Source organism: Pseudomonas sp. SGAir0191, from assembly GCF_002812565.2.
In the GTDB taxonomy this organism is placed as follows: Bacteria; Pseudomonadota; Gammaproteobacteria; order Pseudomonadales; family Pseudomonadaceae; genus Aquipseudomonas; species Aquipseudomonas parafulva_B.
This window is the reverse complement of sequence record NZ_CP025035.2, coordinates 459,117-481,005: the sequence shown is the minus strand read 5'-3', so window position 1 is coordinate 481,005 and position 21,889 is coordinate 459,117. Positions and strand designations below refer to the sequence as shown.

Sequence of the window (21,889 nt, the reverse complement as noted above, 5' to 3'; positions counted from 1 at the left end):
GTGAATGCAAAAAAATCAAAATACAGAAAAATCGAGTGCAGCGTACTGCGTCGGGGCAACACCGGCGAAGGCCAGTAGGGCCGGCAGGCGCTCGGCGAAGCCTTGGAAGCTGTGGTCGCCACCGGCCTGGATACGCAGCGCGCAGTGGCGGTAGTACCGCTCGGCGTGGCGATAGTCCAGGGTTTCGTCGCCGGTCTGCAACCATACCTGGTAGCGGCTTGGGTCCGTAGGGGGCGGGACCTCCAGCTCGGCCAGCGCCTGGACGTGGTCAAGGGTCAACTCCCACGCCTGGCCTGTGTGATGGTTGTGCTGGGTACCCAAATAGCCGTCGAACAGGCGGTGCGGCCCTACGGCGGGGTTGACCAGCAAGGCCTTGAGGCCATGGCGCTCGGCCAGGTAGGTGGCATAGTAGCCGCCCAGTGAACTGCCCACCAGCAACGGCGCGCCCAGTTCGGCGATGCAACCTTCAAGCTGCTCGATGGCCTGGCGGGGATGATGATGCAGCGCTGGCAGGCGCAGCCGGTCGATCAGCCCGAGGTGCTGCATGACGGCCTGAAGCTGCCTGGCCTTGGCTGACAACGGCGAGCTGTTGAAGCCGTGTATATAGAGGATGGAACCCGACATGCTGCCCCCGGAAGCTGTAGCGTTGCGCCTGTAGGCAGGCGCAGGGACGCGCAGTGTATCGCGTTCGCAAGGTTTTGGCGCCGCGCTGGTTTTTCTGAAACACATTCCGCTATGGGCAGGTGGAGAGTCACTGACACTATTGGCAGCTATGGTGACACGGTTAGGGTGGGAGCGGCCGGTCCGGCGCCCCGGCGAGGCCGTTCCCACACGGAACTGGGTTCGTTTGGAGAGCGGGTGCAGGACAGCCCGCGCAGTTCAATACCCCGGGCTATCGAAATCGAGTCTGACCTCGAAATCCAGCGCCCGCTCCACACCCGTGTCCACCGTCCCATCAGCCTGCAGGCGGAGCCAGCGATAGCCAGGGTGCTGCTGGCTTACCTCGAAATCTTCACTGCCTGGGGCGAACTGGATGCAGGTCGAAGGCGTGGCCAGCAGCCGCAGGTCGCCGCGCCATTGATCCCATTCCTGATGCACGTGCCCCCACAACAGCGCACGCACCTGGGGGTGACGATCGATCACGGCGAACAGCGCATCGGCGTTGCGCAGGCCGATGGGGGCGATCCATGCACAGCCGATGTCGACCGGTTGATGGTGCAGGCACACCAGGCAGTGGCGCTCCCCTGACGTGCGCAATGCAGTTTCCAGCAGGCTGAGCTGGGTATCCTGCAGCCAACCATGGGCCGCTCCTGGCACTGCCGTGTCGAGCATGACGATGCGCCAGGCCCCGATGTCGGTAACCGGCTGCACCAACTCAGGCGCCACCTGCGCCATCACCTGCGCTTCGTCATGGTTGCCCGGCAGCCAGCGCGCCGGCGCAGCAAAGCCTGCGGTCAATTGCTCAAAGGCCGTGTAGGAAGCAACGCTGGCGTCCTGGGACAAGTCCCCCGTGCACAACAACAGGTGCGTGTCGCTCTGCTCGCGCAATGCCTGCCGCACCACATGGCGCAGGCTGTCGCGGGTATTGAGGCCTAGCATGCTGCCCTCGGGGCTGGCGAACAGATGGGCGTCGGTCAGGTGCACCACGTTAACGGTGCCGGCAGGGTTCGAGTGCGGCAAGGCCGTCTCCTTTCAGCGAGCGCTTACCAGTTCGTGGCCGCAGGCCAGGCAGTGAGAAAGCCATTCACCCAGGAACAGGTTCAGCTGGGCTTTTTCGTCCGGCTGGTGCATGGCGGCGTTGGGGTAAGGATAGATGCTGCGCAGACGCCTGGCGTGCTCGGCGCTCACCACTTCGGCCATGCGGGCGTCGTGGTAAACCTGCACCTCCATGACCGGGACCGGCAGCCAGGGCAGGCTGTGCTCCTGGCGTATGCGCAGCGTGGTGGTGTAGGGGCAGGCCAGGACCACGTCGAGCACTAGCACGCCCAGCATCTGGTCGCCCTGGGTCATGCCGATGCTACGCGAGCTCTGGGTGGTGCGCATGTCCGGGAGCAGGCGCATCAGCCGGGCATAGTTGGCCTCGCAGGCGGCCTGCAATCCGGCCAGGTCGACCCGGTAGCGCTCGCGCAGCAGGTTCACTTCCACATACCTCGAACTTCGTCGCGGTTCAGGGCGAGCCATTGCAAGCCGATGATGGTCGCGGCATTGCAGATGCGCCCGTCGCGTACCGCCTGCAAGGCATCCTCGAACGACCACACGCGAACCCGGATATCCTCGCCTTCAGACTCCAGCCCGTGCAGGCCACCAGCACCCTCGGCGCTGCAGCGGCCAAGGAACAGGTGGACGTATTCGTCACTGCCGCCTGGCGAAGGGAAGTAGCGCGTCATCGGCCACAGGGCGCTGAACGTCAGGCCGGCCTCTTCCTCGGCCTCACGGTGCGCCACTTCTTCTGGCTGCTCGTCCTTGTCGATCAGCCCGGCGACCATCTCGATCAACCAGGGGTTGGCGACCTTGTCCAGGGCGCCCACACGAAACTGCTCGATCAGGACCACTTCATCGCGCTGCGGGTCGTACGGCAAAACGCACACCGCGTCATGGCGCACGAACAGCTCACGGCTGATTTCCCGGCCCATTCCACCGGCGAACAGCTCATGGCGAAGGTGCAGCTTGTCGAGCCTGTAAAAGCCCTGGAAGCACTTGTCCCGCTTGACGATCTCGACCGCCTGGGGCACTGAATTCAACGTATCCGACATGAAAATCCTCGTTGCATCGCTGCTGCATCGCGCCATCCTACTCTGCACGCTGGCACGTTTCACCCCCCGGCGACAACCGTTGGCGTACATGGCACAGCGGGCCCGGTCTCTGTTAGCTTAGTGGCGAACTGAAGGCCATGCCGACGGTCAAAGGCCGACTTTTCCCTGTTCTTGCAAGGATCATCATGACACTCGTCAAACTGACATCCATCGCTGTGCTGGCCTTGGCGCTGGGCGCATGCCAGAGCCTGTTCGCCCCCAACTACCGAGCACCGCTCGAGGTCAAGCGCGAAGCTTGGGAGCACGTCAAGCCAGGCTGCAGCGAGCGTGATTGCCCGTTGGTGAATATTGACACCGTGCATTTCCCGGCGTTGCCCAAGCTCGACGGTATTGTCGAAAAGCGCCTGCTGCAGCTGACCGAGGACAACCAGCACGGGGCAGCACCGACCACGTTGCAGGCCTACGAGCAGCAGTACCTGGCCAGCGCCGAGAAGCGCAACAGCAGCTACTTGCAGGCCAAGGTACGCGAACAGCATGACGGGCTGGTGATCATCGAGCTGTCCAGCTACCTGGATACCGGTGGCGCCCATGGCATGCCAGGTCGTGCCTTCATCAACTATTCACGCAAGCTGGACAAGGTCCTGACACTGCAGGACATGCTGGTCCCTGGCCAGGAAGAAACGTTCTGGAAGACGGTGGAGGAATCGCACCGCGCCTGGCTGATCAGTGTCGGCATGGACAAGGATGCCGAGTTCATCAAGACCTGGCCATTCAAACGCTCGCCCCATATCGCCCTGACCTACGGCGCGGTGGTGGTGAAGTACGAGGTGTACGCCATCGCGCCGTATTCCATGGGCCATGTGGAGCTGAAAATCCCTTACCCACGCCTCAATGGCGTGATCAAGCCCGAACTGTTCCCCGGCCGCGGCTGAGGTTCAACACGCCATACAACACCCCTGCCAGCACCAGCGCCGGCAGGGTCGCGCCCAGGTCCGGCGCCTGGGCGGCGATGATGTGATACGCCGCCACCCCAGCCGCCCACGCCAGCAATGCCGGCCAGTGCAGCGCCCCCACATGGGCTGGAACGCTGCGACGGCGAACCCAGTAATGGTCCATCAGCACCACGCCGAACAGCGGGGCGAACACCGAGCCGATCAGCAGCAGGAAGTTCTCGTACTGCGCAAGCGGTGCCAACAGGGCGATCAACGTGCACAGCACACCGATGGCCATGGCCAGGTGTTCTACCTTCACGCGTGCCAGCACCCCGGCGGAGACCGCTGCCGAATGAATATCGGCGAAGGCTTTTTCCGATTCGTCGAGCAGAATCAGCAACAACGGAATACCCATGCCAGCCCCGGCGAGCGCCAGTAGCAGGGCATTGACTTCGCCCTGCGCCGCGAAGGCCAGGGTGTAGGCCACCCCCAGGCTCATCAGCCAGGTGTTGCCGATGAAGTACCCCACCACCGTACTGCCGAACACCTGCCTGCCGTCACGGGCAAACCGCGAATAGTCGGCAATCAGCGGCAACCACGACAGGGGCATGGCGATGACGATGTCAAAGCCCACGGCCAGCGACATCGACCCATCCCCGCCGCGTTGCCACAGCGTCGCCAGGTCAGCCTTGGCGAACAGGTTCCAGGTCAGCCAGGCACAGGCGCCCAGCAGCAGCCAGATACCCCAGGCCCGCAGGATCTTGCGCACGAAGGCCAACGGCCCGCTGACCGCAAGCACGGTGGCCAGCGCGCCGAAACACAGCGTCCACAGTACCGGGCTGTTCCACACGCTGGCCTCACCGAAGGCTCGTGCACCCAGCAGGCTGGCGGCATCGCGCATGACGATGATCTCGAAGGCGCCCCAGCCTATCAGCTGCAATACGTTGAGCAGCGCTGGCAAGCGCGCACCTTGCGTCCCCAGGCTGAGCTTGAGCGTACCCATGGCGGACAAACCGGTGTCACTGCCGATCACACCGGCAGCACCCAACAACAACACACCGACCCCGGTGCCCAGGGCGATGGCCAGGATAGCCCCGGACAGGCCAAGGCCCGGCGCCAGCATGGCACCGACTTGCAGCACCATCAGGCCGATGCCTAGGGAAAACCATAGTGAAAACAGGTCGCGGCCGCCGAACACGCGTTGGCCGTTGGGAATGGGATGATCGGGGGAGAATTGACTGGACGTGGTCATGCTTGCTCGCACTCGGCAATGTGATTGTAGGTGTGGGCGCAAGGCAGGCGGCTAACCAGGTACCTGCTTCGCGACCTGCTTGCGCCCACCTTGGCCCAAAGGCTGGGCCTCAGACCTTGTGGTACAGCTGGCTGCCGGCCTGGCGGAAGCGCTCGGCCTGCTCGCGCATGCCCTGCTCCACCGAGACATCCACGGTGTCGATCCGGGCAGCGTATTCACGCACTTCCTGGGTGATCTTCATGGAGCAGAACTTCGGCCCGCACATGGAGCAGAAATGCGCCACCTTGGCCGACTCCTTGGGCAGGGTTTCGTCGTGGAAGGCACGCGCCGTGTCAGGGTCCAACCCCAGGTTGAACTGATCTTCCCAGCGAAACTCGAAGCGCGCCTTCGACAACGCGTTATCGCGAATCTGGGCCCCTGGGTGACCTTTGGCCAGGTCGGCTGCATGGGCTGCAATCTTGTAGGTGATGATGCCGGTCTTGACGTCGTCCTTGTCAGGCAGCCCCAGGTGTTCCTTGGGCGTCACATAGCAGAGCATGGCGCAGCCGAACCAGCCGATCATGGCCGCCCCAATGCCGGAGGTGATGTGGTCGTAGCCAGGGGCGATGTCGGTGGTCAGCGGGCCCAGGGTGTAGAACGGCGCTTCGTCACAGCACTCGAGCTGCTTGTCCATGTTCTCCTTGATCAACTGCATCGGCACATGGCCAGGGCCTTCGATCATGCATTGCACATCGTGCTTCCAGGCGATCTTGGTCAGTTCGCCCAGGGTTTCCAGCTCGCCGAACTGCGCCGCATCGTTGGCGTCGGCGATCGAGCCTGGGCGCAGGCCATCGCCCAGCGAGAAGCTGACGTCGTAGGCCTTCATGATTTCGCAGATTTCATCGAAGTGGGTGTACAGGAAGTTCTCCTGGTGATGCGCCAGGCACCACTTGGCCATGATCGAGCCACCCCGGCTGACGATGCCGGTGACGCGCTTGGCGGTCAGCGGTACATAGCGCAGCAGCACCCCGGCATGGATGGTGAAGTAGTCCACGCCCTGCTCGGCCTGTTCGATCAGCGTGTCGCGAAACAGCTCCCAGGTCAGGTCCTCGGCCACACCGCCAACCTTTTCCAATGCCTGGTAGATGGGAACGGTGCCGATGGGCACGGGGGAGTTGCGAATGATCCACTCGCGGGTTTCATGGATGTGCTTGCCGGTGGACAAGTCCATGACGGTGTCCGAGCCCCAGCGAATGCCCCAGGTGAGCTTGGCCACTTCTTCTTCGATGGACGAACCCAACGCACTGTTGCCGATGTTGCCGTTGATTTTCACCAGGAAGTTGCGGCCGATGATCATCGGCTCCAGCTCGGTATGGTTGATGTTGGCCGGGATGATGGCGCGGCCACGGGCCACTTCCTCACGTACGAACTCGGGGGTGATTTCCTTGGGAATGCTGGCGCCGAAGCTGTGACCGGCATGCTGCGTATCGAGCAGGCCTGCCGCCCGGGCCTCCTGCAGCTTCATGTTCTCGCGGATGGCCACGTATTCCATCTCGGCGGTGATGATGCCTTGGCGGGCGTAATGCATCTGCGACACATTGGCGCCTGGCTTGGCACGACGCGGGTTGCGGACATGGGCGAAGCGCAGCTTGGCCAGTTCGGCGTCGTTCAGCCGCTGCTGGCCGAAGTGGGAGCTCAGCCCGCTCAGGCGCTCGGTGTCACCCCGTGCGTCGATCCAGGCCGAACGCACGTCGGCCAGGCCCTTGCGCACGTCGATCAACACCTCTGGGTCGGTGTAAGGGCCGGAAGTGTCGTAGACCAGCACCGGCGCATTGCTCTCACCCCCAAAATCGGTGGGCGTGTCGGCCAGGCTGATCGCGCGCATCGGTACGCGAATATCCGGGCGCGAGCCCTGGACATAAACCTTGCGCGAGCGCGGAAACGGCTGCACGGACTGCTGATCGACTTGCGCCGATTCGCTGAGGTTCATCGCTTTTTCTTGTTGGGTCATCACAGGCTCTCCAGACGGCTTCCTAGCAGTGGAATGTCGGGGTGAACCTGAAGGACGCGGACGCACTCCTAGACGGGTGCGGTGCCAAAGACGGGGTGTCATGGGCTGCAAGCAGCCGATGCTTTCCCGGACCTGGCACAAGAGGCTCCCCGGGAAGGCGAGCAATCTTGTTCCCTACGCAGGCGCTAACCTGATCAGGTTCAACGGGATCCGCACCTATGCGATCTCAGCCTTTGCTTCAAGGCACCCCGACAAGAACATGCGCAGTCTAGACTGGAGTTGCCGGCAAAGCCAAGCGAGCAATCCCGGGAATGATCAACGGCATCCGGGGTGATTGTTGCCCGGTGCGCGTGGCACTACACTGCGTCATCACACGAAACTCAACAGTTCAGTAATTACATTTCGTACAAGGATTGCCCCTATGCTGCGCAAACTCTCACTGGCCCTGGCCGTGTCTTGTGCGTCCCAGACGATGGCCTGGGCAGCGGACGTGCCGGCTACGGTGAAGACCGATCTGGTGAGCGTTTACCAGGAAGCGGTACAGAACAACGCCGACCTGGCCGCCGCTCGCGCCGACTACGGCGCGCGTCGCGAAATCGTGCCCCAGGCCCGTGCCGGCTTGCTGCCCAACCTGTCGGCCGGTGCCGAAATGCAAAGCACCCGCACCAAGCTCGACGAACCTTCGATCACATCCAACCGCAGCGGCAATGCCTGGAGCGCGACCCTGGCCCAGCCCATCTTCCGCGCCGACCGCTGGTTCCAGTTGCAGGCTGCCGAAGCGGTCAACGAACAGGCCGCGCTGGAGCTGTCTGCCACCGAGCAGAACCTGATCCTGCAGACGGCGCAAAGCTACTTCGCGGTGCTGCGCGCCCAGGACAACCTGGCGGCCAGCAAGGCCGAGGAAGCGGCCCTCAAGCGTCAGCTCGACCAGTCCAACGAGCGTTTCGACGTGGGGCTTTCGGACAAGACCGACGTGCTGCAGTCCCAGGCCAGTTACGACACGGCCCGCGCCAACCGCATCATCGCCGACCGTCAGGTGCAGGACGCCTTCGAGGCGTTGGTCACCCTGACCAACCGGGAATACACCGCTATCCAGGGCGTGGTGCACAGCCTGCCGGTGCAGGTGCCCGTGCCCAACGACGCCAAGGCCTGGGTCGAAACTGCAGGCCGGCAGAACCTCAACCTGCTGGCGACCAACTACGCAGTGTCCGCGGCGGAAGAAACGCTGCGTCAGCGCAAGGCCGGTCACGCCCCGACCGTGGATGCCGTGGCCAAATACCAGAAGGGTGACAACGACAACCTGGGCTTTAGCAACCCTTCACCGCTGGGTGTTCGCTATGGCGGCGACGTGGAGCAGACCACCGTTGGCTTGCAGTTGAACATCCCCATCTACAGCGGCGGGCTGACCAGTTCACAGGTACGCGAAGCCTACCAACGCCTGAGCCAGAGCGAGCAGCAGCGCGAAAGCCTGCGCCGCCAGGTGGTGGAGAATACCCGCAACCTGCACCGCGCGGTGAACACCGATGTCGAACAGGTGCAGGCGCGCAAGCAGTCGATCATTTCCAACCAGAGCGCACTCGAGGCTACCGAAATCGGCTATCAGGTGGGCACCCGCAACATCGTCGATGTGCTCGACGCCCAGCGCCAGCTGTACACCTCGGTGCGCGACTACAACAACAGCCGGTACGCCTACATCCTCGACAACCTGAGCCTGAAACAGGCAGCCGGTACGCTGAGCCCGCAAGACCTGCAGGACCTCAAGCGCTACCTGAAACCTGACTACAACCCGGACAAGGATTTCCTGCCTCCGGACCTGGCGGCAGCGGCGGCGAAGAATTTCGAGCGCAGGCCCTGAGGGCGGGCTGTCCGAACTGCAAGATGGGCCGCAAAAGCGGCCCCCTGATCACGCCAACCGCAGCCATCGCCCCCGTGGTGAGCTCAGGGCATCAACTTTTCCAACCCCTCGAGCAAGCGCTGCAACGCCCCCTGATTGGCCCTCATCACCGCCCTGCCCGCCTCACCCATGCGCCGGGCATCTTGCGGTAATTCGACCAGCCGCTGCACGGCACCGGCCAGCCCCTGGGCGTCATCGACCTGCTGCAACCCGCCCGCCTCGCGCAACATGGCACTGATCTCGAGAAAATTGAACACGTGCGGCCCCATCAGCACCGGTAGCGCCAGTGCTGCCGGTTCCAACGGGTTGTGCCCGCCAGTCGGCACCAGGCTGCCGCCGACGAACGCCATGTCGGCAAGGGCATACAAGAACAGCAACTCACCCATGGTGTCGCCCAGCAGCACTTGCGTCTGTGCAAGCACCGGCAGCCCGGTAGAGCGACGCACCGTGGCAAACTGCTGGCTGCACAAGGCATGGACCGCCTCAAAGCGCTCCGGATGCCGGGGCACCAGGATCAACAGCGCATCCCCATGCACCTGCAGCAACTGCCGGTGCGCCTGCAGGACCAGGGCATCTTCGCCATCATGGGTGCTGGCGGCGATCCACACCGGGCGCGAAGCGGCGGCCCATTGCTGGCGCAAGGCCTGGGCCCGCGGCACCAGGTGCTCATCGATCTTCAGGTCGAACTTGATCGAGCCGGTCACCTGCACGCAGCCAGTACGCGCTCCGAGTGCAAGAAAGCGCTGGGCTTCGACTTCAGTCTGCGCAGCAATCAGGCTCATTTCGGCCAGCATGGGCCGGGTCAGCCTGGCAAACCGCCCGTAGCCACGGGCCGAGCGTTCTGACAAGCGCGCGTTGGCCAGCGCCACGGGAATGCCACGCCTGGCGCACTGATGGATGTGATTGGGCCAGAGTTCGGTTTCCATGATCACGCCCAGCCTTGGCTGCACATGGTCGAGAAAGCGCCCTGCCGCCCACGGCAGGTCATATGGCAAGTAGCAATGCTGGACCCGGGGTTCATCGCCGAACAGGGCGCGAATACGCTCCGACCCGGTGGGCGTCATGCACGTCAGTGTAATCGGCAGCTCAGGGTAGGCCTTGAGCAGGGCGCGCACCATGGGCGCGGCTGCAATGCTTTCGCCCACCGAGACGGCATGCACCCAGATGCCGCCTTTGCGCATGGCCGGTAGCCTGAAGGCGAACCGCTCACCGACGCGGCGGCCGTAGGCAGGGGCCTTGCGCGCGCGCAAGTACAGGCGCAGCGCCAGCAAGGGCAGGCCCAGGTGAAACAGCAAAGTGTAGAGGGTTCTGTTCATGGCGACGCAGTTTACCCGATCGCACGCAAATGCACCGCAAAGCGCTCCGCCAGCCACTGCGCAGCAGGCCCCAGCGGTTCGTCCCGACGCCAGGCAAGCTCCACCACCAGCGCCGGTGGCCGCCAGTCGCTGGCCAGCTCTACCATGTGCGCCTGGTAGGTGGGGTACTGCACCACATGGCGCGGCAGCCAGGCCCAGCCCAGCCCACGCATCAGCAGTTCGGCCATGGCATAGAAGCTGTCGGCCCGCCATACCTGCGGGCTGATCGCCTCACCTCCCGGGTAACCGCTCTGCTGGGGCGTAATCAGCAGCTGTCGATGGCGTGCCAGTTGCTGTCGGTCCACCCGGCCGGCCTGCGCCAAAGGGTGGCCGACGGCGCAGACCGTGACCATTTCCACGCTACCCAAGGCCCGCCGTTCAAGCGACGCCGGTATGCGCTCGTGGTGAAAGAACAACCCCAAGTCGGCGCGCCGCTCCACCAGCTTGCGCGCGACATCGCCCTGAGCGCCGCTGGCCAGTTGCACTTCCAGAAAGGGGTAACAGATTGCCAGCTCATCCAGGCTGTCGATGACAGGCTGATACGGCATCGCCTCATCCTGCGCCACCCGCAGCAGTGCTTCCTGGCCACGCATCAGTGCCAGGGCCCGTCCGTCCAGGCGCTCGCATTGGCGCAGCAGCTCACGGGCATCGGCAAGCAGCGCTTCGCCGTTTGCGGTGAGCTTCGGTTGGCGCCCACTGCTGCGTTCGAACAAGGTGACCCCAAGGTCCGCTTCGAGCAGGGCGATGGCGCTGCTGATCGCTGACTGAGCCTTGTGCTGTTCGCGTGCAACCGCCGAAAACGAACGCAGCTCAGCCACCCGCAGGAACGTGCGCAGCTGATCCAGACTCCATTGCTCGGCCATCCACCTATCTCCTTGCCAGATAGGTAATGACTTTACCGCATCCGAGTACGGCCTAGAATGCGCCCATCGAATGGAGAACCGTCATGAATGCCTACACCTACCTTGCGATTGCCATCTGCGCCGAAGTCGTCGCCACCGCTTCCATGAAGGCCGTCAAAGGCCTTAGCACGCCATTGCCTTTGCTGCTGATGGTGGTGGGTTACGGCATCGCGTTCTGGATGCTGACGCTGGTGGTGCGCAGCATTCCGGTGGGCATCGCCTACGCGATCTGGTCTGGGCTCGGTATCGTCCTGATCAGCGTGGCAGCACTGGTGATCTATGGGCAGAAGCTGGACATCCCGGCGATACTCGGCATGGCGATGATCGTCGGCGGCGTGGTGGTGATCCAGTTGTTCTCCAAGACCTCGGGGCATTGAGCCGGGCCTTGGCAGCAGCCTCTGGATGCGTGACGCACGCCACCCCGTGCATCCGATCCTGAGCCTGTATACTTGCCAGCTGTCCCAGTTTTCGAGGTATCGCCATGCCATCTGCCATTTCCACTGACGTGCTGATCGTCGGCGCCGGGGTCGCAGGCCTCTGGCTCAATGCCCGCTTGCGCCGCTTGGGTTATTCGACAGTGCTGGTGGAGCGCGCCACGGTAGGCGGCGCACAGACGCTCAAGTCCCAGGGCATCATCCATGGCGGGACCAAGTACGCACTGCATGGGGCCTTGACCGGCGCCTCGGAGGCGATTGCCGACATGCCGCGCCGCTGGCGCGAAGCCTTGGCAGGCAACGGCGAACTGGACCTGCGTCATACGCGCTTGCTATCCGATGCGCATTACCTGTGGTCTCCAGGCACCCTGGCCGGCAACCTCACCAGCTTCTTCGCCAGCAAGGCGGTGCGTGGCCGGGTGGATCAGGTCAAAGGCGACCAATTACCTGCGGCGTTGCAAGACCGCGCCTTCAAGGGCAAGGTCTATCGCTTGGCCGAGCTGGTGATCGACGTGCCCAGCCTATTGGCCAACCTGGCCGAACTGGCCGGTGACAGCCTCTTGGCAGGCGAGCGCATCGAGCCGCTGCGCGACAATGGCGAGCTGGTGGGCCTACGTGTGGATGGGCGTGACATCCGCGCCCAGCGCATCGTGCTCAGCGCCGGCGCCGGCATCGCGGACCTGTTGCAGGCACTGGGGCTGGAGCAGCCCGCCATGCAAACCCGCCCCCTGCACATGGTGATGGTCAAGGGGGCCAACCTCAAGCCACTCTATGCCCATTGCCTGGGCGCAGGCCCCAAGCCGCGCATGACGGTGACCACCCACCCGGCCGCCGACGGACAGTGGGTGTGGTACCTGGGCGGCGAGCTGGCCGAAGCCGATGGGGTGGCCCGCGAGCCGGCCGAGCAGATCGCCGCGGCACAGAAAGAAGTGGCCAGCCTGCTGCCCTGGGTGGATCAAAGCCAGCTGCACTGGGCCACCTTGCGGGTGGACCGTGCCGAGCCTGCCCAGTCCGGCCTGGTGCGCCCGGACAATGCGTTTCTTGCCGAGCAGCAACGGCTGCTGGTGGGTTGGCCTACCAAGCTGGCCCTGGCACCTGATTTCAGCGATCGGGTTATCCGCCAGTTGCAACGCGACGCCGTGCAACCCCAGGCCCAGGCCGACCTGACCGACTTGCCGCGCCCGCCGCTGGGCCAGCCTGCGTGGGAGACCCTGCTGCCATGAGCCTGCCAACCCTCCACGGCCTGCATCGCCCCCTGGGCAGCACGGGCTTGCAGGTTTCGCCCCTGGGGCTGGGCACGGTCAAGCTTGGCCGGGACCAGGGCGTCAAATACCCTTCAGGCTTCACCATCCCCGGCGACGATGAAGCCAGGCTGCTGCTTGGCCAGGCCCGCGACCTGGGCATCAACCTGCTCGACACCGCCCCGGCCTATGGCCGTAGTGAAGAGCGCCTTGGCCCGCTGCTGCGGGGTCAGCGCGATGCCTGGGTGCTGGTGAGCAAGGTGGGCGAGGAATACGACGGCGGTCAATCGCGCTTCGATTTCAGCGCAGCCCACACCCGCCGCTCGGTAGAACGCAGCCTGCGCCGGCTGGAAACCGACCGTATCGACCTGGTGCTGGTGCACTCCGATGGTAATGACCTGGCCATCCTCGAGCAGCAGGAAGTGTATGAGACCTTGGCCGCGCTCAAGCGTGAAGGCAAGCTCCTGGGCTTTGGCTTTTCAGGCAAGACGGCGGCCGGAGGCTTGAAGGCGTTGGAGCAAGGCGACTGCGCCATGGTGACCTTCAACCTGAACGAACAGGCAGAGCGACCGGTACTCGACTACGCTGCGCAGCACGGCAAGGCCATCCTGGTGAAAAAGGCCCTGGCCAGCGGCCATGCCTGCCTGGCACCCGGCGTCGACCCGGTCCGTGCCAGCTTCGAGCTGCTGTTCGCCCACCCAGGCGTCAGCAGTGCTATCGTGGGCACCATCAACCCGTTGCACCTGGCCCACAACGTGGCCACCGTCGCCCGAATCCTGGGCCAGCATTGAGTCTGCCTGGCCACGCGCCGGGTGAGCCGTCGCAAGGAGGAGCAACGTGGCGCGAACGCTGATACGCAAGAACCCGAGCAACTTCAAGACGCTGCCGCTGCATGTCGAGGCCACGGCCGAAAGCCTTCTCTACCAGGGCACCGGCATGCCCCTCAATTTCGCCCAGACCCAGCAACGTCGCAAACCGGTGGCGGTGGCAGACCCGCAGCGGTTCGCGGTCGAGCTTGCCAACCTGGGTGTGTCGGTGCGCCTGACGCTGAGCTGGCAGAACCGTGACTACTGGGTGCTGGTCCGTCAACGGCGGCAAGACCGTGGCGACGTGGTGCTGAAACTGATCTCAGGCTACGTGCCCGCCCAGGAACTGAACCTGCCATTGCACACCGCCGTGCAGGAAGTGGCCGAGGAATGCCTGCTGGAAACCACCGAGGGTTGGCTGGGCGGCCGTTTCAACGACACCTGGCTACCGGTGCCCTATGCAGCAGCCTTGCACTACCGTGAGACGCCGCATTTTCAACTGGCACCGCAGTCCGGTGCCGCCCGCCCGGTCTACTGCGGTAACCTGGTCCTGCTGGAACGACCCCGGGCCTACGTGCACCTGCCGACCGCTTCGCTGCAACTGATCTACGACATGCGCCTGCAAGTGCCAAGGGAGATCAAGAAACTCAGCCTGTTCCATGTGGACGAACGCCTGGAGGGTGACCAGTTGGTGGCGCGGCTGAACCGCAAGCGCCCGGACCTGTACCTGATGCCGCTACAGGACGGCCAGCCTCTGGCCGAGCTGTATACCTTGAAGAAAGACGAACTGGTGCCGGCCAGCACACGCGGGTTGTACCTGGCCGAAAGCTTCGCGCGGCAGGAGGGCTGGGTGGTCAACGAGGAACGCATACGCTGGAAGGACTGGGTGCGTCAGCAAGGCCTGGTGGAACCCAAGCCAGCCCGCGCCTCCCACCTGCAACGGTTCGGTGCCAAGGCCCGAGCGCTGCTCAAGCGGGCGCGTACCTCGCTGCACAAGCCCTGACCGAAGCGTAACGCTGTTCATTTGAGATAGATGGGGCCGCTCTGCGGCCCTAAGTGAACAGCATTACGGCCGAAGCGGGCATATAACGCTTCTCTCGCAGGACCGGCTGAACAAGGGCCGACGTGCAGCCCTGCCCTGTCAGTGCTTGCGGATCTTCTCGACGATGGCGGTGGTAGAGCTGTTTTCCACCAGCCCCAGCACTTTCACGGTGCCGCCATAGGCGTTGACGATGTCGGCGCCAACCACTTGGTCGATGCCGTAGTCGCCGCCTTTGACCAGCACATCCGGCTTGACCTGGCTCAGCAGGTTTTCCGGGGTGCCCTCGGAGAAACTGATCACCCAGTCCACCGCGCCCAGGCCTGCCAGCACGGCCATGCGGCGGTCGACGCTGTTGATCGGCCGGCCCGGGCCCTTCAGGCGGCTGACCGATGCATCGTCATTGACCGCGACGATCAGACGATCGCCTTGCGCGCGTGCCTGCTCCAGGTAGGTCACATGGCCCGCATGCAAGATGTCGAAGCAGCCGTTGGTGAACACGATGCGCTCGTTGTGCGCCCTGGCATCGTCGATGGCCACCAGCAATTGCTCAAGGCCCAGCACCCCGCGCTCGGACCCTTCTTCGCGCTGGATGGCGCGGCGCAGCTCCGGCGCACTGATCGCCGCAGTACCGAGCTTGCCGACGACAATGCCCGCTGCCAGGTTGGCCAGGGCCACTGCCTGGGGCAGTTCTTCACCGGCGGCAATGGCGGCGGCAAGGGTGGATATCACGGTATCGCCTGCGCCGGTCACATCGAACACTTCACGCGCACGGGCTGGCAGGTGCAGGGGCGGATGGCCCTCGCGCAGCAAGGTCATGCCGTGCTCGCCACGGGTCACCAGCAAGGCGCCCATGTCCAGTTCCTGCAGCAGTTGCAAACCCTTGGCAACCAGCTCCGCCTCGTCGGCACAACGCCCGACGATGTTCTCGAACTCGCTGAGGTTGGGGGTGATCAGGCTGGCCCCACGGTAAACGGAGAAATCCTTGCCCTTGGGGTCGGCCAGCACCGGGATGCCCTTGGCCCGTGCAGCCTGGATCAACGCCTGATGGTTTTTCAGCGCGCCTTTGCCGTAGTCCGACAGCACCAGAACCTTGACGCCTTCGAGCAAACCGTCGACTTCTGCGCTGAGCGACACCGGGTCGGTGGCGAAGGATTCTTCGAAATCGATGCGCAGCAGTTGCTGGTGTCGGCTCATGACCCGCAGCTTGACGATGGTCGGCTGGTGCGCAATGCGCTGGAACACAGAACGCACGCCTGCCGCCTGCAGGCTGTTGGAAAGGCTGTCGGCAGCTTCGTCCTGCCCGGTGACGCCCACCAGGGAAGCCGGCGCGCCGAGTGCGGCGATGTTCAAGGCCACGTTGGCCGCACCGCCTGGGCGATCCTCGATCTGATCGACCTTGACCACCGGCACTGGCGCTTCCGGCGAAATACGCGACGTACCGCCATGCCAGTAGCGGTCGAGCATGACATCGCCGACCACCAGTACCGGGGCTTGATCGAAACGCGGCATGGACAACTTCATGGGCAACCCATATGACAATAGTGAACAGGGACGGGATATTAGCACAGCGTGGCTGGCGGCTTTAGGGCCAGTTCGCGCTGAGGAATACCCCGAAACAGAAGGGGCGCTGGGCCCCCTTTGCGGGCAGGGTCAGGTGATATCGGCCTTGGCCGGCTCATCCAGGCCCATGGCGTGCAGGCGGGCATAGTAGCCGTTGGCAGCCAGCAGTTCGGCATGGGTGCCCCGCTCCACCAGGCGGCCCTGATCCATGACCAGGATCTGGTCGGCCTTCTCGATGGTCGACAGGCGATGCGCGATCACCAACGTGGTGCGCCCCTGCATCACGCGGTCCAGCGCAGCCTGGATGTGCCGCTCGGATTCGGTATCCAGAGCCGAAGTCGCTTCGTCCAGGATCAGCAACGGCGAGTTCTTCAACAGCGCACGGGCGATGGCCAGGCGTTGGCGCTGGCCACCGGAGAGCAACACGCCGTTTTCGCCGATCTGGGTATCGAAGCCCTTGGGCAACTGATCGACGAAATCCTTGGCAAACGCCGCCTCGGCCGCCGCTTCGATGTCGGCACGCGGCGCGCCGGCCAGGTCACCGTAGGCAATGTTGTTGGCGATGGTGTCGCTGAACAAGGTCACATGCTGGTTGACCTGGGCGATGTGTCGACGCAGGTTGAGCAACTTGAAGTCTTCGATTTCCACGCCATCGAGCAGTATCTCGCCGCTGCTGTGGTGGTAGAAGCGTGGAATCAGGCCGGCCAGGGTGGACTTGCCGCTCCCGGAGCGGCCCACCAGCGCGACCATCTGCCCAGGCTCGACGGTGAAGTTGATGTCGCTCAGCACCTGGCGATCGGTACCGGGGTAGGTGAAGCTGAGGTTGCGAACTTCCAGGCGCCCGCTGACCGCATCGCGCTCGACGGTGCCCTTGTCCACTTCCCGCTGCTCGTCGAGCTGCTCGAAGATACTCTCGGCACCGGCCACGCCCTTCTGGATGGTCGAACTGACTTCCGAAAGCTGGCGAATCGGCTTGGGCAGCAGGCCGGCCAGGGTGATATAGGCCACCATGTCACCTGCCGAGGCGTCCCCACGAAGGTACAGCACCAGGAACATCAGAACGGCCATGGCAACATAGATCACCAGTTGCAGCAGGGGCGTATAGATGGCGCTGGTGCGGGTCATGCGCAGCTGCTTGTCGGTGTTGCTCTGGCTGGCCTTGAGGAAGCGCTGGCGCTCGTAGGCTTCACCGCCGAAGCTGCGCACCACGCGGTAGCCCTGAATGGTCTCGGACGCCACGTGGGTGACGTCGCCCATGGCAACCTGGATCTTCTTGCTCTGCTTGCGGAATTTCTTGCTGGCACGGCCCACCATGAAGGCGATCAGCGGCAGGATGGCCAGCATCACCAGCGTCAGGCGCCAGTTCATCAGCAGCAGCGAGCCGAACAGGAACACCACCGTCATGCCTTCGCGAATGACCACCTTGATGGCATCGGTAGCCGCCCCGGTGACCATGGTCACGTTGAAGGTGATGCGCGAGATCAGGTGCCCGGAGTTGTTCTGGTCGAAGTAGCGGTTGGGCAGGCTCAGCAGGTTATTGAACAGTTGCACCCGCAGGTCATGGACCAGGCCCAGCGAGACCTTGGCCAGGAAGTAGTTGCCCAGAAACGACCCCAGGCCCTGCCAGGCAGCGATGATGATGATCAGCGCCGGCACCGTGTGCAGCAGGTTCAGGTCGCGCAGGTGCGGGACGTTGGGAAACAGCGAGGCATCCGGGTTGGACAGGCCGTCGACGAAATACTTGAGGATGTAGCCCAGCATTGGCTGGGTCGATGCAAAGATCAGAAAGCCCAGGATACTCAGCAGGAACACGCCGATGTAGGGTCGGACATAACCAAGTAGACGGAAATAGATCTTCATGCTCGATGGGCTCTGGGAGCCGTTGGCGTCTGTCATATCACGGAACATGCTGAAAATGGGGTGCTGACTTTACCACACGTTGGCAGCGGCGTCGGACCACTCGGCCCCGCCGCTTACCAGCAGCAATGCGCGCAAAGCTGGGTTAACATTGCCCGTTCTTTCGACCTGGGCCCTCTTTCTCCATGTTCCCAAGCAGCCTACACAACGCCGGCAACCGCTTTTTCGATTTCGTGTGCCTGTGGCTGCTGCCGGCCGGCATGCTGGCGCTGCTCGGTGCCCTGTTCTTCCTGCCCGAACGCAGCCTGCACCACAAGCTGTACTACGGTCTTTTCAGCATTCCGACCCTGCTGGCGCTGTGCGTCCGGCCTCGTGAACTGAAAACCCTGTTTCGTGAACCGCTTTTGTGGCTGTTCGTGGCCTTCGCCGGATACGCCATCCTCAGCCTGAGCTGGTCACCCTCGCCGGCGCAGGCGGACAACCTGATCAAGCGGCCCCTGCACACCCTGATGCTGTTCCTGGGCACCGGGCTGATGCTGCGTTACCGACCCGAGGCGCTCAAGGGGCTGTTCCTGGGCGCTGCGCTGCTGGCGCTGCTGGCCACGCTGCGGGACCTGACCACGTTCATGCTCACCTACACCCCGGGCAGCCGGCTGATCGGGGCCGGCGCTCTGGACAACCCGCTGCTCAGCTCGCACCTGTACGGTTTCTTCGGGACCTACTGGCTGTGGATGGCGGTCAACGGCAAGCGGGCGTTGACCGTGTCGCTGTGCATGGCGGCCTTTGCGGTCATGTTCGCCGCGGTGGTGGCCACCGGTTCCCGCACGCCCCTGGTGGCCATGACCCTGGCGGTGAACTGGATCGCCCTGCTCTGCCTGGACCGTCGCTCGATCCCCCTGTTCCTGGCCGCCCCGCTGTTCATCGTCGCGGTGCTGGTGGTGGACCCGCAGTTGATCATGGCGCGCGGCGACTCGTACCGTTTCGATATCTGGCGCATTACCTGGGACCTGTTCCTCCAGCACCCGCTGATCGGCCATGGCTACGACGCGCCCCTGTCCATCGATGTCGGCGTGGGCTACCTGCTGAGCGAGCCCCACAGTTTCGTCATGGGCGTGCTGTATTACGTGGGCATCCTGGGCTTGCTGCCGTGGCTGGGCATGATCGTCTACGCGCTTTACAGCGGCTGGAAGTACCGCACCCACCCTGCTTTGCAGATGGCCTCGGCGCTGCTGGTGTTTGGCATCGGTGCGGGTCTGACCGAGGGCGGCGGTATCCTGTCGCGGCCCAAGGAGCATTGGTTCCTGCTGTGGATTCCGCTGGCGCTGGTCGCCGGGCTGAACATCGCCCGCCGGGGTGGCAGGCTGGTGGCGGCCAACCGCGCCCGCTTGAGCGAGGCGCAGGCCAGGCAGCTGCATGAGGGTGCTCGCGTCATCGAAGAGGACGGGCTGGGCCCCAAGGTCCTGCTGCTGCAAGATGGCAGCTTCCTGAAGTTGTTCCGCCCGCGCGCCTGGTACACCGCCGGCGCCTTCTACCCCTACGCGCGCCGCTTTGCCAGAAACAGCCAGCAACTGGCACTCGAAGGCATTCCCACGCCCCCCGTCGTGGAACTGCTGAACTACGCCGATGGCACCCAAGGCGTGCGCTACATCCCCCTGGCAGGCCAGACCGTGCGCCAGGCGCTGCAGGCCTGCCCATCGCTGGCAGAACGCCGGGCCCTGGTGCAGCGTATGGGGCGGTTCATGGGGCGTCTGCACCAGCAAGGCGTCTACTTCCGGTCCTTGCACCTGGGCAACGTACTGCTGATGGACAACGGTGAATTCGGCCTGATCGACCTTGCCGACATGCGCTTGCTGCCTTCGCCGCTGTCGGCGGAGCTGCGCCAGCGCAATTTGCGCCACATGCAGCGCTACACCGAAGACAAGCAGTGGCTGTTCGAGGAAAACGTCCAGGCCCTGCTGGAAGGCTACAGCGCAGCAGCCAGCCAGACCATGAGCCACGCCCTGCGTCAAAAGCTGGAACTGGCCCCGGGAGCGGAACGCTGACATGGGCTATCTGGCGCCGCTGCTGAGTTTCCTGGTGTTCGGCCTTGCCTTGTTGCTGGCAGGGCTGCTGCTGCGCAGCCCTTGGGTGGCGCGCCATCTTGAGCCGGTGGCGGGGCGCTGGGCCACCCTCGATGGCTTGAGGGGCTACTTGGCACTCGGGGTCTTCATCCACCATGCCGCCATTGCCTGGCACTACCAGCACACCGGCCAGATCAACATGCCCCCCGAACGCTTCTTCGCCCAGATCGGGCAAGCGAGCGTCGCGCTGTTCTTCATGATCACCGGGTTTCTGTTCTGGAGCAGGCTGGTGCGCCAGGGCCGCGCCTTCGACTGGCGAGCCTTTGCCATTTCCCGGGTCATGCGCCTGTACCCGCTGTATTTCGGCCTGCTGGCTGCAGTGCTTGTGACGGTGTTCTACCTGCAAGGCTGGAAGCTGCTCGACACGCCAACCGCCCTGGCACAACAGCTTTCAGGCTGGCTGCTGTTCCACCGCCCCGACATCAACCAGTTGGCCGGCACCGGCAACCTGATCTCGAACGTGACCTGGACCCTTAACTACGAAATCTACTTCTACCTGGCCCTGCCGTTGCTGGGCCTGATGTTCGTCTACCGCGGTACGCTCTTGAGGGCCATTGCCTGCGTGGTCGCCCTGTACCTGCTGGCAAAGCTTGTGGGCTGGGAACATGCGCTGAAAAAGAAATACCTGATGAGCTTTGCAGGCGGCATTGCAGCGGTTTACTGGGTACGCAGCCCGGCACTGGTGCAATGGGCCAAGGGCAGGTACGGCACCTGGATGGCCATCGGCTTGCTGGTGCTGGTAATGACGGTGCTGCACAAGACCTTCGCGGTGTTCCCGCTGCTTCTGCTGAGCCTCGTGTTCTGCATCATCGTCTCAGGCAACGACCTACTGGGCGCCCTGGTCCTGCGCAGTGCCCGCTGGCTAGGCGAAATCAGCTATAGCCTGTACCTGCTCCATGGGCTGGTGCTGTGGTGGCTCGCCTATCGCCTCTACCCCTCTTACGGGTTCACCTACGACGACCACGGGGCGTTCATGGCCGTGATCGCCGTCGCCTGCACCGTGCTGGTGGTCGTGAGCAGCGCCACGTTCCTCTTGCTGGAAAAGCCGGGGATCGCCCTGGGCAAGCGCCTGGCCCAGCGCCCGCAGGCCAAGCCTGGGAACCTGAAGTCAGGCTCGACCCATCAGGCCTGAGGCGCGCCGCTCGGCATAGGCGAGAAACGCCTGGATGTCATCGCTGCACAGCTTGCCCACCACATGGGCAATCTCGGCAGGTGGCCAGTCCCACCAGGCGCTGGCCAGCAGTTGCTCTCGCACCGCTTCCGGAAATCGCCAGCGCACGATGCTGGCCGGGTTGCCGCCGACCACCGCGTAAGCGGGCACATCCCGGGTCACCACGGCCCCAGCGGCCACGATGGCACCGCTGCCAATGCTAACCCCCGACAGGATCGTGCAGTTGGAGCACAGCCATACGTCGTTGCCGATGGTCACGTCACCGCGGCTGAAGGCATAGCCCTCGATGGCCGATGCCTCGGGCAGCATGGCCGGGAATGGGTAAGTGGTTACCCAGTCGGCCCGATGATGCCCGCCCAGGAAAATCTGCACGCCTTCGGCAATCGAGCAATAGGCGCCGATGCGCAGCGTCGTCCCCTCCTGCCAGTCGTGCACCTCGGGCACGCCATAGCTGCCCACGCCGAAAGCGTACTGGGGGTAACGCGCGGCAAATCGCGCCTGCCCGCGCTCGATGGCCGGCAGCTTGCGAATCGCCCGCTTGGCCCGTTTTTCCCGGTAGCGCGAGAGCCAGCCCATGCCC

Annotated in this window: 19 protein-coding genes and 1 riboswitch; of the genes, 8 read left to right on the top strand and 11 right to left on the bottom strand. The window is 64.1% G+C overall.

Annotated features, from left to right (window positions below; translation table 11 throughout):
• Positions 1–15: 15 nt before the first annotated feature.
• The 4 genes from CWR53_RS02060 to CWR53_RS02045 form a co-directional block, all read right to left on the bottom strand.
• Positions 16–624 carry a YqiA/YcfP family alpha/beta fold hydrolase gene (locus CWR53_RS02060; RefSeq protein WP_058603997.1) on the bottom strand — a complete coding sequence of 203 codons (609 nt, stop codon included), beginning with the start codon at positions 622–624 and terminating at the stop codon, positions 16–18.
• Positions 625–879: 255 nt separating this feature from the next.
• Positions 880–1,680: a 3',5'-cyclic-AMP phosphodiesterase gene (gene cpdA, locus CWR53_RS02055; protein ID WP_058603998.1), complete on the bottom strand. Its 801-nt coding sequence runs from the start codon at positions 1,678–1,680 to the stop codon at positions 880–882.
• 12 nt (positions 1,681–1,692) lie between these two features.
• A complete protein-coding gene (locus CWR53_RS02050; protein ID WP_205885101.1) occupies positions 1,693–2,181 on the bottom strand; it encodes a DUF1249 domain-containing protein in 489 nt (162 codons plus the stop codon).
• Complete coding sequence (locus CWR53_RS02045) at positions 2,136–2,753, bottom strand: NUDIX domain-containing protein (RefSeq protein WP_023532940.1); 618 nt, start codon at positions 2,751–2,753, stop codon at positions 2,136–2,138. The genes CWR53_RS02050 and CWR53_RS02045 overlap by 46 nt, the downstream gene beginning before the upstream one ends.
• Before the next feature lie 185 nt (positions 2,754–2,938).
• Here CWR53_RS02045 and CWR53_RS02040 point away from each other — a divergent pair, with 185 nt between their 5' ends.
• Positions 2,939–3,685 (top strand): RsiV family protein, encoded by a 747-nt coding sequence (locus CWR53_RS02040; protein WP_058603999.1) that lies wholly within the window; start codon positions 2,939–2,941, stop codon positions 3,683–3,685.
• Here the strand turns inward: CWR53_RS02040 and cytX are convergent.
• Both cytX and thiC read right to left on the bottom strand, forming a co-directional pair.
• Positions 3,654–4,937 (bottom strand): putative hydroxymethylpyrimidine transporter CytX, encoded by a 1,284-nt coding sequence (gene cytX, locus CWR53_RS02035; protein ID WP_058604000.1) that lies wholly within the window; start codon positions 4,935–4,937, stop codon positions 3,654–3,656. The genes CWR53_RS02040 and cytX overlap by 32 nt on opposite strands.
• Positions 4,938–5,046: 109 nt before the next feature.
• The gene (gene thiC, locus CWR53_RS02030; RefSeq protein ID WP_058604001.1) at positions 5,047–6,927 is read right to left on the bottom strand and encodes a phosphomethylpyrimidine synthase ThiC; all 1,881 of its coding nucleotides are present in this window, start codon (positions 6,925–6,927) and stop codon (positions 5,047–5,049) included.
• Positions 6,928–7,081: 154 nt separating this feature from the next.
• Positions 7,082–7,188, bottom strand: a riboswitch (TPP riboswitch).
• A gap of 160 nt (positions 7,189–7,348) precedes the next feature.
• Here thiC and CWR53_RS02025 point away from each other — a divergent pair.
• Complete coding sequence (locus CWR53_RS02025; RefSeq protein WP_058604002.1) at positions 7,349–8,782, top strand: TolC family outer membrane protein; 1,434 nt, start codon at positions 7,349–7,351, stop codon at positions 8,780–8,782.
• 83 nt (positions 8,783–8,865) lie between these two features.
• Here the strand turns inward: CWR53_RS02025 and waaA are convergent, their stop codons facing one another.
• Together waaA and CWR53_RS02015 are read right to left on the bottom strand one after the other, a co-directional pair.
• Complete coding sequence (waaA, locus tag CWR53_RS02020) at positions 8,866–10,137, bottom strand: lipid IV(A) 3-deoxy-D-manno-octulosonic acid transferase (protein ID WP_100850680.1); 1,272 nt, start codon at positions 10,135–10,137, stop codon at positions 8,866–8,868.
• A gap of 11 nt (positions 10,138–10,148) precedes the next feature.
• Positions 10,149–11,039, bottom strand: coding sequence for a LysR family transcriptional regulator (locus CWR53_RS02015; RefSeq protein WP_100850679.1), 891 nt, complete (start codon positions 11,037–11,039; stop codon positions 10,149–10,151).
• 83 nt (positions 11,040–11,122) lie between these two features.
• On the opposite strand from CWR53_RS02015, the gene CWR53_RS02010 reads away from it, so the two are divergent.
• The 4 genes from CWR53_RS02010 to CWR53_RS01995 all read left to right on the top strand — a co-directional run bounded on the left by CWR53_RS02010 (position 11,123) and on the right by CWR53_RS01995 (position 14,562).
• A complete protein-coding gene (locus tag CWR53_RS02010; RefSeq protein ID WP_058604005.1) occupies positions 11,123–11,455 on the top strand; it encodes a multidrug efflux SMR transporter in 333 nt (110 codons plus the stop codon).
• Positions 11,456–11,559: 104 nt separating this feature from the next.
• Complete coding sequence (locus CWR53_RS02005) at positions 11,560–12,735, top strand: FAD-binding oxidoreductase (protein ID WP_078477894.1); 1,176 nt, start codon at positions 11,560–11,562, stop codon at positions 12,733–12,735.
• Positions 12,732–13,544, top strand: a complete 813-nt coding sequence (locus CWR53_RS02000; RefSeq protein ID WP_100850678.1) for an aldo/keto reductase — start codon at positions 12,732–12,734, stop codon at positions 13,542–13,544. The genes CWR53_RS02005 and CWR53_RS02000 overlap by 4 nt, the downstream gene beginning before the upstream one ends.
• Before the next feature lie 46 nt (positions 13,545–13,590).
• Positions 13,591–14,562 (top strand): hypothetical protein, encoded by a 972-nt coding sequence (locus CWR53_RS01995; RefSeq protein ID WP_058604008.1) that lies wholly within the window; start codon positions 13,591–13,593, stop codon positions 14,560–14,562.
• Between the two features lie 138 nt (positions 14,563–14,700).
• On the opposite strand, the gene hldE is transcribed toward CWR53_RS01995, so the two are convergent.
• Together hldE and msbA are read right to left on the bottom strand one after the other, a co-directional pair.
• On the bottom strand, positions 14,701–16,122 hold the full coding sequence (gene hldE, locus CWR53_RS01990; protein ID WP_023532960.1) for a bifunctional D-glycero-beta-D-manno-heptose-7-phosphate kinase/D-glycero-beta-D-manno-heptose 1-phosphate adenylyltransferase HldE: 1,422 nt from the start codon (positions 16,120–16,122) through the stop codon (positions 14,701–14,703).
• A gap of 129 nt (positions 16,123–16,251) precedes the next feature.
• A complete protein-coding gene (gene msbA, locus CWR53_RS01985) occupies positions 16,252–18,057 on the bottom strand; it encodes a lipid A export permease/ATP-binding protein MsbA (RefSeq protein WP_058604009.1) in 1,806 nt (601 codons plus the stop codon).
• A 146-nt stretch (positions 18,058–18,203) separates the two neighbouring features.
• On the opposite strand from msbA, the gene CWR53_RS01980 reads away from it, so the two are divergent.
• Together CWR53_RS01980 and CWR53_RS01975 are read left to right on the top strand one after the other, a co-directional pair.
• Positions 18,204–20,060 carry a bifunctional O-antigen ligase/aminoglycoside phosphotransferase family protein gene (locus CWR53_RS01980; RefSeq protein WP_058604010.1) on the top strand — a complete coding sequence of 619 codons (1,857 nt, stop codon included), beginning with the start codon at positions 18,204–18,206 and terminating at the stop codon, positions 20,058–20,060.
• Position 20,061: 1 nt separating this feature from the next.
• The gene (locus tag CWR53_RS01975) at positions 20,062–21,270 is read left to right on the top strand and encodes an acyltransferase (RefSeq protein ID WP_100850677.1); all 1,209 of its coding nucleotides are present in this window, start codon (positions 20,062–20,064) and stop codon (positions 21,268–21,270) included.
• Here the strand turns inward: CWR53_RS01975 and CWR53_RS01970 are convergent.
• Entirely contained in the window at positions 21,247–21,885 is a 639-nt protein-coding gene (locus CWR53_RS01970) for a CatB-related O-acetyltransferase (protein ID WP_100850676.1), read from the bottom strand. The genes CWR53_RS01975 and CWR53_RS01970 overlap by 24 nt on opposite strands.
• Between the last annotated feature and the right edge of the window lie 4 nt (positions 21,886–21,889).